Origin of the sequence: Brevundimonas mediterranea (genome assembly GCF_011064825.1) — a bacterium.
In the GTDB taxonomy this organism is placed as follows: Bacteria; Pseudomonadota; Alphaproteobacteria; order Caulobacterales; family Caulobacteraceae; genus Brevundimonas; species Brevundimonas mediterranea_A.
Map to the genome: position 1 here is coordinate 420,627 of NZ_CP048751.1, position 13,535 is coordinate 434,161.

Here is a 13,535-nt window from a genome sequence, read left to right on the forward strand (position 1 = left end):
TCGCTCCGCCGACCGTTGAAGTATGATCAGACAATGCCGTTCCTGCGTCATGACCTCGTCCGACTGACGACCGCGCTGCTCGCGGCGTTTGCCATGCTGTTCGTGTCCACCGCTTCGATCGCCTGCGAAGCTCCGGTCGATCCGGATATGGCGTCCATGTCGATGAGCGGCGACGGCGTCCCGTGCGAGCCGAAGACCGTCAGGATCTCATGCCATAAGGCGTGTCTGGCCATCTGCCAGGGCCTTGTCCCCCAGGGCGGTGAATCCACCCCCGCACGGGTCTATGCGTCTGTCCTCTATCCATCCCTTGATGCGCGGCATGCCGATTTCACCGTGGAGGCGGACGACCCGCCCCCACGACGCTGATCCTGTTGAAGATGACCGAACTCATTCAATCAAACAGAGATCAAAACCATGAAACGCACTCTCACCCTCGCAGCCCTGGTGCTGCTGGCTTCCGGTTCAGCCGCCTTCGCGGCCGCGCCGGACGCCGTGGCGCAGGCCGTATGCGCTTGCTGCGACGCTATCGCAGCCTGCGCGGAAGCCTGCACCTGCTGCTGATCGTATGATCGGGGACGCCCGCCCGCGAGGGCGGGCGTCTTCTCGATGTTCCTCACCGACGTCGCAGGGCCGGCGACCCGCTGGCGCGGGCCTGAGCGTCAGCCGGGCGCGCGCGACGACCAGTGAATGTGGTGGATGCGCCAGCCGTCGGCATGGCGTTTGAGGACCATGGTTTCGGTCGTCAGGCGGTCCACGGCACGGCCGTTGAATTGGCCCGTGGTGCGGCCTTCGCTGGCGATCCAGGCGATGTCCCCATCGGCCCATCCCGATCTGCGCGTCACCGTCGCTTCAGAGGCGGCGGCGAAGGCGGCGTCCGAGCCCAGGTGATGGGACGCATACTCGTCGCGCGATCGCTCCGCGCCACCCTCCTCGAAGATCATCACATCCGGCGCCATCAGGGCCAGGGCGACGGCCGTGTCGCCGGCCTTGAGAGCGACGTGAAAGGCATCGACGGCCGCCGCCGCGTCCGCAGCTTCCGCGGCGACCGAGCCGGCGGCCCGGGCATGCCCGTGGGCGTGGTCCTGGGCGAAGGCGGGTGTCGCCGAAAGCACGGCGAGCGACAGGACGAGTTCGAGAGAGGTGCGGGACATGGCGAACTCCGGTTTGTGGGTGATCTGAACGGACTGAGCGCGATCGGCGTCAGGCCCGCGGGTTGTGGCGGGCGAACACGCGGGTCGCGCCCGAGCGAAGCACCAGCAGGGTGTCGTAGGGCTCCTTGTGCCCCTGCGGCGTCTCCATGCCGGGCGAACCGAGCGGCATGCCCGGGACCGCGACACCCACCGCCGCCGGTCTCTCGGCCAGCAGTCGGATGACGTCCGGGGCCGGCACATGACCCTCGACCAGATAACCATCGATCAGACCGGTATGACAGGAAGCGAGCGCGTCCGGCATGCCGCGGCTGCTCCGGACCGATTCAAGGCTCGGAAGGACGGTGATGGTTGTGGTGAAGCCCGCCTCGCACATGTGCGCGATCCAAGCATCGCAGCAGGCGCAGGTCGGCGTCTTGAAGACCGTGAGGCTTCTTGACGGCCGCGTCTGGGCGCAGGCGGTTCCGCTGATGCCGATGAAGGCGGCCGCGCCGAGCAGCAGGCGGCGGTTCAGGCTGGCGGGGTTCAAAAGGGTTCTCCCTGATCGCTGTGTACGGATCGTCTGGCTTCGACGGGGTCGGCGCCCTGCGGCGCCGTTCGTTTGCGTAGCCACCGTCGGCCGGGCTGCTCGACGAAGACATGGATGGCCGCCGCGGCGGCGAGCGTCAACACAAGCATGGCGGCCAGTTCGACCAGGCCCATTCGATAGTCCGCACCCCAGCCGGCGAACGCCTGCGCCGCATTGCGCCACACCATCAGGATGGGGATGTGGACGAGATAAAGGGCGAACGAGGCTTCGCCGGCGAACAGAAGCACGGGGTGAGACAGGATGGTCCGGACCGGAGCCTTGGCTAACAGGGCGAGCGACAGGATAAAGGGACCGGCCGCCGCCACGATGACCCGGTCGTCGGCGCCGATCTGCATGAGCGCCAGCGGCAAGGTCGTGGCGACCAGGGCGCCCATGAGGGACATTCGCGGCGAAGGCGTCCAGCGCTGACCGAGATAGTAGAGGCCAATGCCGTAGAGGAATTCGGGAATGATGCGCAGGATCCCGAGGCTGTCCTCAGCCCGAGGCAACATCCGGCCGAACCAGGCGCGGTAGAAGGCGTCAAGGGCAACGAACAACAGCATGGCGAGGGCGATCAGGACCCACGGCCTGGCCCGCAACCGGAGCGCGAGGGCGGCATAGGCGGGGAAGGCCAGATAGGCGAACCACTCCGCCGACAGCGACCAGGCCGGTCCGTTCCAGAGCGCCATGCTCTCTCGCGGGAACCACGCCTGGACGAGCAGAAGGGTGCCCGCGAAGTCGACGGGATTGAACCGGCCAGGCTCCAGCCCGACACCGAACACAGGCGCGATCAGCACCAGCCCAAGCATGGCCAGGAGGATGAACAGGTGAGCCGGATATATCCGGGCGAGGCGCGCCGCCAGGAATCGACCGTAGTTCGGGGCCCGGTCTCCCTGCAGGTAGACGTGGGTCAGGATGAAGCCCGACAGGATGAAGAAGACATCCACGCCCAGGCGCGCGCGGTTCAGCAAGCCCGCGCTCTCCGCCGGGAGCGTCCAGTAGAGCTGGAAGTGAAACAGCACGACGCCGAGGGCGAGAAAGAACCTCACGCCCGTGAGTTGATCGAGCACGTCGGGGAATGGAACCCGCGTGGGCCCTGATCTGTCGCTCACGTCTTTTCCCCGGACGACAGGGCGCGTCCCGGTCGTTCTCTGGTATCTACGCGGGCGACGGCTCGTCCCCTCGTGAGGGGACCGGAAGGCTGGCGCGTATGGCAGATGGGGCGTGACGCAGGTGCGCAATGACTGACGACATGAATGAACTGATCGCAGCGGTCGGGCCGGGCGACGCCGGCCGGCTGGTCGGCATGGAAGACGCGGTCTGGGTGCGGATCGGCGAACGCAGGGAGCGCGCCCGCATGGGTCAGGTCCGGGTCGCCGCCGTTGCGCTCGCTCTGGTGATCGGCGTCGCGAACGGAGGGCTGATGCTCATGGCTCCACGGCCGGAGCCGTCCGAGATGCGGATTTTCACCGTCTCGGCGGGCTTGTCGCCTCTCTCCGGCCTGGACGTTCGGGGATGAGAGCCTCCTGGAAGTCGATCGTCATCACGGCCATCCTGGCCGCGCTGGCCAGCGGCGCGGCGACCTGGGCGAGCGCGACCTGGGTCATGCGGGAGCGGCAGCCGCCAAGCCTGCACAGCGTCGTCCATGAGAAACTCGACCTGAGCCCTGAGCAGGATCGACGGCTCGACGTGGTCGAAGCCCGGTTCGCCGCTCTGCGGCCGGCGCTCGAAGCGGAAGTGCGCGCGGCCAATCGCGAACTGGCGGCCGCCATCGCCGCCAGTGACGGCGACACGCCCCAGGTCCAGGCCGCGGTCGATCATTTCCACGCCGCCATGGGCGATCTGCAGAAGGCGACAATCACCCATGTGTTCGAGATGCGATCCGTCCTGACCCCGGCGCAGGCCGAGGTGTTCGACGCCGCGGTCGTCGAGGCCCTGCACGACGACGCCGGCTAAGCGGCGCGCGTGTGTGCTGAGCAGAGCATCGAGGCCCGTGCGGCGACCGGAGACCGGGCCGCCTTCACCGCCTTGATGGCCGCCACAAAGGCCGATCTCTACCGGTTCGTGCGCCGCTATGTCGGCGACGAGTCCGAAGCGCATGACGTGCTTCAGGAAAGCTATGCGTCCGCCTGGCTCGCCCTGCGGCGGTATGATCCGGCGCGGCCGTTCGACGTCTGGCTTCGCTCCATCGCCCTCAACAAATGTCGAGACTGGGGCCGGCGGCGCGCGGTCCGCCGGGTTGTGCGCGGCGTCATGGGCCTGGAGGCGCCCGAGGCGGCGGCGGTGGGCGACGATGCGCCGTCACCCGAGACACGGCTGGACGATCAGCGCAGGGCCGAAGCTCTGCAACGCGCCTTGCGGGACCTTCCCGACGCCCTGAAGGGGCCGCTTCTGCTCGCCACGCTCGAGGGACGGTCTCACGCCGAGATCGCCTCGATCCTCGGTATTACGCCCAAGGCGGTCGAGACCCGCGTCGCCCGCGCCCGCAAGACCTTGACGGCGGCTTTGGCCCAAGCTTCCGGCGGAAACGCTTGACCTTGCCCTGATGGGAAGATGCACAAGCTGCAATCCCGACGTCTGCGGCATCCTGACGCGAGGGATACGCCGCCCGGCCGCGTATCTGAACGAACGGCTGAATAGCCCGACCAAGGAATTTCTCGCCTATGTCCACGCCCCGCCTCGATCGCCGAACGCTTCTCCGTGGCGCAGCCGCCGGCGGCGGGCTGCTGGGCCTGCAGGGTCTGCTCCCCGCCTGGGCGCAAACCGGATCGGCGGGACTGCGGGCGGATCTTCCGACGCTGACGGGACCGAACATCGACCTGACCGTCGGACACACGCCCTTCACCGTGGGCGGCCGCACCGGCCATGCGGTGACCATCAACGGCGTTCTGCCGGCGCCGCTGCTACGCCTTAGAGAAGGCCAGAACGTCCGGCTAGCGGTGACCAATACGCTGGACGAGGACACCTCAATCCACTGGCACGGCCTGCTCGTCCCGTTCCAGATGGATGGTGTTCCTGGCATCAGCTTCCCCGGCATCAAGGCCCGTGAGACCTTCGTCTACGAGTTCCCGATCAAGCAGTCGGGCACCTTCTGGTATCACAGTCACTCTGGCCTACAGGAGGCGATGGGTCACTACGGCCCAATCGTGATCGACCCGGCGGGCGCCGATCCGGTCGCCTACGACCGCGAGCATGTGCTGGTCCTGTCGGACTGGAGTTTCATGCATCCGCACGAAATCCTGGCCAAGCTGAAGAAGAGCCCGGGTTACTTCAACCAGCAGCGCACCACGCTGGCGGGGCTCATGGACGGCAGCGACCGCATGAGCCTGGAGGAACGGCGCATGTGGGGCCAGATGCGGATGGACCCGCGCGACATCCTCGACGTCAGCGGGTCGACCTACACCTATCTGATCAACGGCCATGGACCGCAGGAGAACTGGACCGGCCTGTTCCGGCCCGGCGAGCGGGTGCGGCTGCGCATCATCAACGCGTCGGCCATGTCCATCTTCAACGTTCGCATCCCGGGCTTGCCGATGACCGTGGTGCAGGCCGACGGCGAGAACGTGCGCCCGGTCGAGACGGACGAGTTCCAGATTTCGGTCGCCGAGACCTACGACGTCATCGTCCAGCCGACCGAGGACCGCGCCTACACCATCGTCTCCGAAGCCATCGACCGGTCCGGCATGGGCCGGGCGACCCTGGCGCCGCGCCTGGGCATGACCGCCGAGGTCCCTCCCCTGCGAGAGGTCCCGAACCTCACCATGCGCGACATGGGCATGGGCGGAATGGATCACGGCGCGATGGCCGACATGTCCGGTATGGATCATGGCGCGATGGCCGGCATGGACCACGCGGCTCCGGCCCAGAACGCGCCCGCGGCCGGCGAGATGGCCGGGATGTCCATGTCGGGCATGAACATGCGCGATCCCGAGAACGCTCCGCCCGACATGGCGGTGGGCGTCGGCGTCGATGCGATCGCCATGGATCCCGCCAACCGTCTGGGTGAGCGTCCGATCGGTCTCACTACAGTCGATCATCGCGTCCTCGTCTACACCGACCTGGTGTCGCTCCAGCCGAACAAGGACCCGCGCCCCCCGTCTCGGACGATGGAGATCCACCTGACAGGCAACATGGAGCGGTTCATGTGGGGCTTCGACGGCCGAAAGTTCAGCGAACTGGTCGAACCGATCCGCTTCGAGCGCAACGAGCGGGTGCGGGTGACCCTGGTCAACGACACCATGATGGCCCACCCGATCCATCTGCATGGTCATTTCTTTGAACTGGTGACCGGCGGACCCACCGGTCACCAGCCCCTCAAGCATACGGTCAACGTCGCGCCCGGCGGCAAGGTGACCTTCGATCTGACCGCCGACGCGCCCGGCGACTGGGCCTTCCACTGCCACATGCTGATGCACATGCACGCCGGCATGTTCAATGTTGTGACGGTGCGGCCCATGGACGGAGCCGCGTCATGAGCCGCCTCGCCGTCGCCCTCGCCCCGCTGGTGCTCGCCGTCAGCGCCTTCAGCGCCCAGGCCCAGGACACTCACACGGGCCACACTATGCCGGCGACCGCGGCGCCGGCCCGACCGGCGCAGGATCCGCACGCCGGTCACGTCATGCCGCCCGCGCAGACGCCGCCCGCCGCGGATCCGCATGCAGGCCACCGGATGCCGGCGCAGCCCGCGCCCGTAGACCCGCAGGCGGGACACCAGATGCCGGCGGCGACGCCCGGCCAGGCTGATCCACACGCGGGCCACGACATGTCGGCCATGTCACCCGCGCAGACCGACCCTCACGCCGGGCATGACATGTCGACCATGAGCATGGGGCCGCCCAATGTGGCGACCAGCGCCGACAACCCCGGCCGTCCTCCGGAGGACCCGCTCCCGCCCGCCGCCCTGGCCGGCCCTGTCCACGCTGCCGATCTCGTCTTCGGCGCCGAGGCCATGGCCGCCTCTCGCCGGACCCTGATTCACGAAAACGGCGACGTCCGCACCACGGCCGTCATTCTCGATCGCCTCGAAGCCGGCTTCGGCGACGGCGGCGAGACCTACCTCTGGGACGTCCAGGGCTGGACGGGCGGCGACATCAACCGCTTCTGGTGGAAATCCGAGGGCGAAGGCGATTTCAACGGCGCGCTCGAGGACGCCGAAGTCCAGGCTCTCTACAGCCGCGCCGTGACGCCCTTCTGGGACCTCCAGGCCGGCGTGCGACAGGACTTCCGGCCCGACGGCGAAGATACGACGCATCTGGTCCTCGGCCTGCAGGGCCTGGCGCCCCATTGGTGGGAAGTCGACGCCGCCGCCTTCCTGTCGACCGACGGCGACCTGACCGCCCGCGTCGAGGCCGAATACGACCTGCGCATCACCCAGCGCCTGATCCTTCAGCCCCGCCTCGAAATCGACGCTTCGGCCAGCGACATTCCGGAACTGGAGATTGGCTCGGGCGTGTCCTCGGTCGAGGCGGGCCTGCGACTGCGCTACGAGTTCCGCAAGGAGTTCGCCCCCTATGTCGGCGTCGAGTGGAGCCGCGCGCTCGGAGACACAGCCGGCTACATCGAAGCCCGCGGCGGCGAGGCCGAGGACATCCGGTTCATCGTCGGCCTCAAGGCCTGGTTCTAACCGAAGGAGACCACCCCTTGATCCGCATTCTCACCCTCACGGCGGCCCTGGCTTTCGCCGGCGCCGCCTCCGCCCAGGATCCGCACGCCGGCCACAGCATGCCGGCGCAGGCCGCCGCGACCCAGTCGGGAGTCACGACGGCTCCCGCGAACGGGGCGATGACCCAGGGCTCGCCGGAACGCTTCAGCGTCACCTTCCCGCATACGATGGTCCTCAAGACGGTCACGCTCACCGCCGAAGGTCAGGCCCCGGTCGAAGTGAGTGTCCCCGCAGCGCCCGCCGCCGCGACCGTCGGCGTGGCTCTTCCGCGTCTGGCCCCAGGAACCTACACTGCCGCCTGGACCGCCGAGGGCCCGGACGGCCACAAGATGTCCGGCTCGGTCAGCTTTATGGTTCACTAGGAGAACGACGATGAAAGTTTCCAACCTGCTGGCCGCCGCCGGCGCGATCCTAACCCTGAGCGCCGGCGCGGCCCTCGCCGCCGAAGGTTGCGAGTGCTGCAAGGACATGGCCGCGGACGCCGCCATGAGCTGCTGCGACGAGATGAAGACCGAGCCCGCCCCGCCCGAGCCGACGCCGCCCGCCCCGGCGCCGTCGGATACGCCCGCGCCTCAGGGCCACGCCGACCACAACTGATCGTCGCATCGATGGTTTCCGGCGGTTTCCCGTGGGGGAGCCGCCGGACGCCTCAGTTCTGGATAAGGCGGATCAAGTTTCCGTCCGGGTCGATGAGCGCGCCGATCCGCAGTCCCGACTCCTCAAGCTTCGGCGCGTGCAGGCGAGGGTGGCCCCAGCAGGTTTTCGGCAATCCTGAAACGACGCACTCTGCGTAAAACCCGTCCAGGTCGTCCAGCCGCAGGCAGCAGCTGAAGTTGCTGGTCAGCGGATCCACGTCCGGATGCGGGAAGAACTCCAGCGTCAAACCGCCCCTTTTCAGGATCATCCAGCCTTTGTCGCGCCAGTCCTGTTCGAAGCCCAGTCGAGTGTAGAACTGGGACGTAACTTCGAAATCCCGCGACGGTAGGTTGGGCGTGGCGTGGTCGGTCACGGCGAACTCCGGGAATGCAGCAATGCCGCCGTAGCCTAGCTGCAACACCCCTTGCCATCTACCTGGATCGGCGGACACGGCACGTCGGCATAGGAGCAGAACACGCAGCAGTCGCCGGGTAGGGGCTTCAGCTTCACGCCGCAGCCGAGACAATCGTAAAACCAGATGCAGGCGTCGGTGGGCATGGTCTCCGTCGCGACATGACCGCAATCCGGGCAGGTCAGCGTCGAGTCTAGAACGATGGCCCGGGTCATCGCATGGCCGCCAGTCGCGTCATGGCCCACGGCTCGATGTACGGCTGCCAGGCCATGGACAGGACGATCAGCAGACTGGCGATCACCAGCAGCCAGAAGGCGAGCCGCGAAGGGTGGCGGCAGGCCCCGTCTTTCCGACACATCCGCAGGCGACGCCAATGCAGCAGCCAGCCCGCGGCCAGGATGACGGCGGCCAGAAGCGTCAGCCAGTTCCGCGCACCCGCGATGACCGCGGCGCCGGCGAAGGATACGCCCGCCACGGACAGAGCCAGAGGCAACACACAGCACGCGGCCCAGGCGAACACCGAGGCGACACCGCCGAGGGCGGCCGAGGCGCTGACGGCGACCTCGGGCATGCGGGGCCGGTCGTAATCGATGGCCATGGGACCTCCCGTTCGATTTCTGCTACAGGCTACAACCCGTAGCCGCTACGGGATCAAGAGCCATGTCCGCACGAAGTTTGACGATCGGGCGCCTCGCTGACAGCGCCGGGGTGAACCTGGAAACGGTGCGCTACTACGAACGTATCGGGCTGATGCCCGCGCCGGCCCGGACCGAGGGCGGCCACCGCAGCTATGAGCCGGAACACGCCCAGCGTCTGCGCTTCATCCGCCGGTCGCGCGAACTGGGCTTCGGCATCGACGCCATTCGGCGCCTGATCGCGCTGAGCGAGCCGGGCGTTCAGGCGTGCTGCGAAGTCCGCGACATGGCCCAAGACCACATCGCCAGCGTGGACGCCAAGATCGAGGATCTGCAGAGGCTACGGAAAGTGCTGAGGCAGGCTGTGGCCGACTGCAGTGAAGGCGGACGGGTTAGGTGCCCGGTGATTGATGAGCTGGGCTCGAGCTAGCGTCGAAGATACGACCCTGTGCCGATGACAGCGGTCAGCCTCAGTGCCGTGAAGGCCTGATCGACGCGGCCGCCTCGCGGCAAGCATCTTCGCAACGCCGGCATTCTTCGGCGCAGATACGGCAATGCTCGTGCATCTCGGCGTGCTTCTCGCACTCGATGGCGCAGTCGGCGCAAGCCTCGGCGCAGGTCTCGAGCATGCGCTTTATCAAGGCCTCGTTGCTGCCGGCGCGCCGCACGGCGAGCCCGGCCGTAGCCAGACAGACATCGGCGCAGTCGAGATCGAGCCGGATGCACTGGGTCAGGTCCCTGACCATCTCCTCGGCCAGGCAGGCGTCAGCGCAGATGCGGCATACGGCGGCGCAGCCGTAGCCCGCTTCGATCGCGCGAATGAGGCTGTCGTTCACGCTGCCGCGTACGTCGGGGTGGGTGCTGATCATTGGTTGGATTTGCATCGGAGGCTCTCTCGGGTGATCTGGATCCAACCCCGGCGCCGGGAAGATGTTCCGAACGGCGACGCCTCCCGACCTCGTCAAACCCGTACTTCGCCGAGCCGAGATCATGTGGAAATGCGGTGGACCAGACATCAGGGGCCGGCCGGCGACCTCAAGCTCACATGCATTCGACCACGGATCACTGAACCGCTTGCGATTTGGATCTCCGCACTTGCCCGCGAGAGTTCATCTACAATCGGCGGCGCAACCGAGATTGTGGGGTCGGCGGGCTCCGGAACAGAGAGGCGCTGGTCTTGAGCCAGGGACGTAATGCGTCGGCCCGGGCGCGCCGGGCCGGCCTCGTCCTCGCTGCCCTCGAGGGCCGAAGGCTCGTCTTCGCGAGCGGGCCCGCGCGAAAAGTCAGCCTGTTGGTCGCGCGCGCCGTGTTGCGCCTTATACGGCCGGGCGGAGGCCGTTGCCGCTCACATGCAGTTTTTGGCGCCTTCGGGGCCCCGCAAGCGTCTGCGGGCTAGCTCTCGACGCCACGTTCGCCGCAGCGGACGCTTCGCCTCCGGCTTCCGCCGGCTCCTCAATCCCGTCGCCCATGACCATTCCGCGGGGATCAGCGCTTGCGTGACCGGCCTCGTACGGTCGCGATACGTCAGCGAAGGCATGGTTGCGAGACCCCGGGCGCCTCAGGCGAACGGATTCGCTTGGCCGCGCCGGCCGAGCAGGGGGCTGTGTCCTGCCCGGGCGGGTGCGGGCCTTCTACCAGAGGTTCCGCTGCGATATGGGCGGGCTTAGCCGGCGCTCCACGCCTGGGCGACGTCAGGTCAGGGCGCGACAACTGCGCCCGTCGCCAAACCGGCCCGCGCCCGCCATGGTGGGATTTGGACTCCCAAGGAGCGCTCACTTTGGTTCAAACTCGCCCGCGCTTGTCCCGCCGGACCCTCGTGTTCGGCCTGCCCCTGGTCGCCGTGCCCGGCCCGGCCCTCGCCGCGCCCCCGAAACGGATGATCGCCTACAAGACGCCATGGTGCGGCTGCTGCGGCGGCTGGATCGCCCACATGCGCCAGGCGGGCTGGATCGTCGAGGTCGTCGAGCGCGAGGATCTCGCCCCGATCCGGGCCCGGCATGGCATTCCGGACCGCCTCGCCTCGTGCCACACAGCGGTGGTCGGCGCCTACGCCATCGAGGGCCATGTTCCGTCGAGCGATGTCGAGCGGCTGCTCGGCGAACGCCCCGCCGCCCGCGCACTAAGCGCGCCCGGCATGCCGGCGGGCTCGCCGGGCATGGAGGCCGCCGGGCGCGAACCCTATGCGACCGTCCTGATCCTCAACGACGGTTCGACCCGCGTGTTCGGTCGCCACAACGGGGCCTGAGAAGGCGCACCGCCGGCAGTCACGACGGTTGACGACGCGGCGTCCAGCGCAGCAGGCGCATGGCGTTGGCGGTGACCAGGACCGTGGCTCCGGTGTCAGCGAGGATGGCGGGCCACAGGCCCGTCACCCCGATCACGGTGGTGACCAGGAACACCGCCTTCAAGCCTAAGGCGATGGTGATGTTCTGCCGGATATTGCCCATCACTCCGCGGGACAAGGCGATCATGTCGGGAATGTCCCTGACCCGGCCGTGCAGGACGGCGGCGTCCGCCGTCTCCAGGGCCACGTCGGTGCCGCCGCCCATGGCGATGCCGACATCCGCCTGGGCCAGGGCCGGGGCGTCGTTGATGCCGTCCCCGACCTTGGCGACCACCAGCCCCTCGGCCTGCAGCGCCTTGACGATGACTAGCTTGTCCTGCGGCAGCAGTTCGGCCCGGGGCTCGATGCCCAGGCCGGCGGCGACCGCCTCCGCCGTGCGGCGGTTGTCGCCCGTCAGCATGATGGTCCGGATGCCCCGCGCCTTCAGGTCGGCCAGACCCTGGACTGCGTCGGGCCGCGCCTCGTCGCGCATGGCGAGGAACCCGGCGACGCCATCCCCGACGACAAGGACGGAAACCGTCTTGCCCTCGGCGTTCAGGGCGGCGATGGCCGCGTCCTGGGCCGGCGTGATCGGGGCGCGTCGGGCCGCGGCCTGCGGCGAGCCGAGGAATATGCGTTCGCCGCCGACCTCGCCTTCCACGCCCTCCCCCGGAATGGCCTGGGTGGCCGAGGCCGGCGGCGCCGTGATCTTGTCCGCCTCAGCTCGGGCGAGGATGGCGAGGGCGAGCGGATGGCTCGATCCCGTTTCCAGCGCGGCCGCTAGGGTCAGCAGGGCGGAGGCATCCCGCGTTCCGGCGACGACGTCGGTGACGACGGGCTTGCCGGCGGTCAGGGTCCCCGTCTTGTCGAAGGCGATCGCCGTGATCTTGCCCAGCGTCTCCAGCACGGCCCCGCCCTTCATGAGCAGGCCGCGCCGGGCCCCCGCCGACAGGCCGGCGGCGATGGCGGCCGGCGTGGAGATGACGAGGGCGCAGGGGCAGCCGATCAGCAGCACGGCGAGGCCCTTGTAGACCCATTCGCTCCACGTCCCGCCGAACAGCAGCGGCGGCGTGACCGCGACGAGGGCGGCGAACACGAGCACGCCCGGCGTGTAGATTTTCGAGAAGCGGTCGATGAAGCGTTCGGTCGGCGATTTCGATTCCTGCGCCTCCTCGACGAGACGCACCACCCGGGCGATGGTGTTGTCCGAGGCCGAGGCCGTCACGCGCACCCGCAGGACGCTGCCGCCGTTAATCGTGCCGGCGAACACAGGATCGCCCACGACCTTGCGCCTGGGCACGCTCTCGCCCGTCACCGGGGCCTCGTCGAGGTCTCCCGCGCCCTCGATGATCTCGCCGTCCGCCGGAACGCGGTCTCCGGGCCGGACCAGGATGATCGCGCCCACCGCCACGGTCTCGGCGGCGACCTCCGTGGTCACCCCGTCCGCCTCGACGAAGGCGGTCTTGGGCACGAGGGCGGCGAGCCCCTGGATGCTCTTGCGCGCGCGTCCGGCCGCCACCCCTTCGAGCATCTCGCCGACCAGGAACAACAGGACGACGGCGGCGGCCTCTTCCGCGGCCCCGATGAAGACGGCGCCGACGGCGGCGATGGTCATCAGCATTTCGATGGAGAAGGGCGTGCCGTGGCGCGCCGCCGAAAAGGCGCGCGACGCGATCGGAATCAGCCCCACGGCCAGGGCGGCGAGGAAGGCGTATCGTTCGAGGGAGGGGAACAGCGTGCCCAGTCCATAGGCGGACAACAGCGCCAGGCCGCAGAGCGCGGTGAGGCGGGCCTTGCCGGTCCACCACCACGGGGCGCCCCCGGCCCGGGCGGCCGCCGGAGGTGGGCCCGCCGCCGCAGCGACGGCTCCGGACGTCGGCGCGGCCGCTTCTCCGCTGTAGCCGAGGTTGCGCAGTTGCTGCAGGACCGCCTCGTCGGCGAGGTCTCCGCCATGCCGGATCTTGAGCACGCCGGTCTGCACCGCCACCGAGACGTCCTCGACGCCCGGCAGCCTGCGGATCGCCGTGTCGATCTTGCGGCCGCAGCTGGCGCAATCCATCCCGGTGACCCGGTATCGGCTTTCGAGGGGTTGCGCCGTCATGTCTGTTCCTTGTGATCTCTATAGGGCAAGGCTACCTCCTCCAGCGACTG

Annotated in this window: 19 protein-coding genes; 11 read left to right on the forward strand and 8 right to left on the reverse strand. The window is 68.5% G+C overall.

The features are described 5' to 3' along the window. Positions 1 to 33 precede the first annotated feature (33 nt). Entirely contained in the window at positions 34 to 366 is a 333-nt protein-coding gene (locus tag GYM46_RS02065) for a hypothetical protein (protein WP_040349358.1), read from the forward strand. 48 nt (positions 367 to 414) lie between these two features. Beyond that, on the forward strand, positions 415 to 561 hold the full coding sequence (locus GYM46_RS02070; RefSeq protein ID WP_164952583.1) for a hypothetical protein: 147 nt from the start codon (positions 415 to 417) through the stop codon (positions 559 to 561). 98 nt (positions 562 to 659) lie between these two features. On the opposite strand, the gene GYM46_RS02075 is transcribed toward GYM46_RS02070, so the two are convergent. The 3 genes from GYM46_RS02075 to GYM46_RS02085 are packed head-to-tail and all read right to left on the reverse strand — an operon-like array spanning position 660 to position 2,828. Then, positions 660 to 1,151 (reverse strand): YybH family protein, encoded by a 492-nt coding sequence (locus GYM46_RS02075; protein WP_008260359.1) that lies wholly within the window; start codon positions 1,149 to 1,151, stop codon positions 660 to 662. A gap of 49 nt (positions 1,152 to 1,200) precedes the next feature. Continuing rightward, complete coding sequence (locus GYM46_RS02080) at positions 1,201 to 1,677, reverse strand: DUF411 domain-containing protein (RefSeq protein ID WP_008259918.1); 477 nt, start codon at positions 1,675 to 1,677, stop codon at positions 1,201 to 1,203. After that, positions 1,674 to 2,828, reverse strand: coding sequence for an acyltransferase family protein (locus GYM46_RS02085; RefSeq protein ID WP_198004268.1), 1,155 nt, complete (start codon positions 2,826 to 2,828; stop codon positions 1,674 to 1,676). The genes GYM46_RS02080 and GYM46_RS02085 overlap by 4 nt, the downstream gene beginning before the upstream one ends. Positions 2,829 to 2,968: 140 nt before the next feature. On the opposite strand from GYM46_RS02085, the gene GYM46_RS02090 reads away from it, so the two are divergent. From GYM46_RS02090 to GYM46_RS02120, 7 genes are all read left to right on the forward strand, one after another. Beyond that, positions 2,969 to 3,235, forward strand: coding sequence for a hypothetical protein (locus GYM46_RS02090; protein ID WP_205911595.1), 267 nt, complete (start codon positions 2,969 to 2,971; stop codon positions 3,233 to 3,235). Then, a complete protein-coding gene (locus tag GYM46_RS02095; protein ID WP_008264166.1) occupies positions 3,232 to 3,672 on the forward strand; it encodes a Spy/CpxP family protein refolding chaperone in 441 nt (146 codons plus the stop codon). The genes GYM46_RS02090 and GYM46_RS02095 overlap by 4 nt, the downstream gene beginning before the upstream one ends. Positions 3,673 to 3,681: 9 nt before the next feature. Continuing rightward, positions 3,682 to 4,251 carry an RNA polymerase sigma factor gene (locus tag GYM46_RS02100; protein ID WP_008260971.1) on the forward strand — a complete coding sequence of 190 codons (570 nt, stop codon included), beginning with the start codon at positions 3,682 to 3,684 and terminating at the stop codon, positions 4,249 to 4,251. 128 nt (positions 4,252 to 4,379) lie between these two features. After that, positions 4,380 to 6,191 (forward strand): copper resistance system multicopper oxidase, encoded by a 1,812-nt coding sequence (locus tag GYM46_RS02105; protein ID WP_008264371.1) that lies wholly within the window; start codon positions 4,380 to 4,382, stop codon positions 6,189 to 6,191. Continuing rightward, a complete protein-coding gene (locus GYM46_RS02110) occupies positions 6,188 to 7,339 on the forward strand; it encodes a copper resistance protein B (protein WP_040349356.1) in 1,152 nt (383 codons plus the stop codon). Before GYM46_RS02105 ends, GYM46_RS02110 begins: the two co-directional genes overlap by 4 nt. 17 nt (positions 7,340 to 7,356) lie before the next feature. Continuing rightward, positions 7,357 to 7,740 (forward strand): copper resistance CopC family protein, encoded by a 384-nt coding sequence (locus tag GYM46_RS02115; RefSeq protein WP_008261639.1) that lies wholly within the window; start codon positions 7,357 to 7,359, stop codon positions 7,738 to 7,740. 10 nt (positions 7,741 to 7,750) lie between these two features. Beyond that, complete coding sequence (locus tag GYM46_RS02120) at positions 7,751 to 7,975, forward strand: hypothetical protein (RefSeq protein ID WP_008262058.1); 225 nt, start codon at positions 7,751 to 7,753, stop codon at positions 7,973 to 7,975. Between the two features lie 52 nt (positions 7,976 to 8,027). Here GYM46_RS02120 and GYM46_RS02125 read toward each other — a convergent pair whose 3' ends face one another. From GYM46_RS02125 to GYM46_RS02135, 3 genes are read right to left on the reverse strand one after another with little or no spacing between them, the layout of a single operon-like run. After that, complete coding sequence (locus GYM46_RS02125) at positions 8,028 to 8,387, reverse strand: bleomycin resistance protein (protein WP_040349972.1); 360 nt, start codon at positions 8,385 to 8,387, stop codon at positions 8,028 to 8,030. Positions 8,388 to 8,422: 35 nt separating this feature from the next. Next, positions 8,423 to 8,641 carry a GDCCVxC domain-containing (seleno)protein gene (locus tag GYM46_RS16925; RefSeq protein WP_083793340.1) on the reverse strand — a complete coding sequence of 73 codons (219 nt, stop codon included), beginning with the start codon at positions 8,639 to 8,641 and terminating at the stop codon, positions 8,423 to 8,425. After that, complete coding sequence (locus tag GYM46_RS02135; RefSeq protein ID WP_008264030.1) at positions 8,638 to 9,024, reverse strand: MFS transporter permease; 387 nt, start codon at positions 9,022 to 9,024, stop codon at positions 8,638 to 8,640. Before GYM46_RS02135 ends, GYM46_RS16925 begins: the two co-directional genes overlap by 4 nt. Positions 9,025 to 9,086: 62 nt before the next feature. Between GYM46_RS02135 and GYM46_RS02140 the strand changes: the two genes are divergently transcribed. Then, positions 9,087 to 9,491, forward strand: a complete 405-nt coding sequence (locus tag GYM46_RS02140; RefSeq protein WP_040349355.1) for a MerR family transcriptional regulator — start codon at positions 9,087 to 9,089, stop codon at positions 9,489 to 9,491. A 40-nt stretch (positions 9,492 to 9,531) separates the two neighbouring features. Here the strand turns inward: GYM46_RS02140 and GYM46_RS02145 are convergent, their stop codons facing one another. Continuing rightward, positions 9,532 to 9,930, reverse strand: a complete 399-nt coding sequence (locus GYM46_RS02145; RefSeq protein WP_008261099.1) for a four-helix bundle copper-binding protein — start codon at positions 9,928 to 9,930, stop codon at positions 9,532 to 9,534. A gap of 947 nt (positions 9,931 to 10,877) precedes the next feature. Between GYM46_RS02145 and GYM46_RS02150 the strand changes: the two genes are divergently transcribed. Further along, positions 10,878 to 11,306 (forward strand): DUF411 domain-containing protein, encoded by a 429-nt coding sequence (locus GYM46_RS02150; RefSeq protein WP_008263799.1) that lies wholly within the window; start codon positions 10,878 to 10,880, stop codon positions 11,304 to 11,306. A 19-nt stretch (positions 11,307 to 11,325) separates the two neighbouring features. On the opposite strand, the gene GYM46_RS02155 is transcribed toward GYM46_RS02150, so the two are convergent. After that, positions 11,326 to 13,485, reverse strand: a complete 2,160-nt coding sequence (locus tag GYM46_RS02155; protein ID WP_040349352.1) for a heavy metal translocating P-type ATPase — start codon at positions 13,483 to 13,485, stop codon at positions 11,326 to 11,328. Positions 13,486 to 13,535 lie beyond the last annotated feature (50 nt).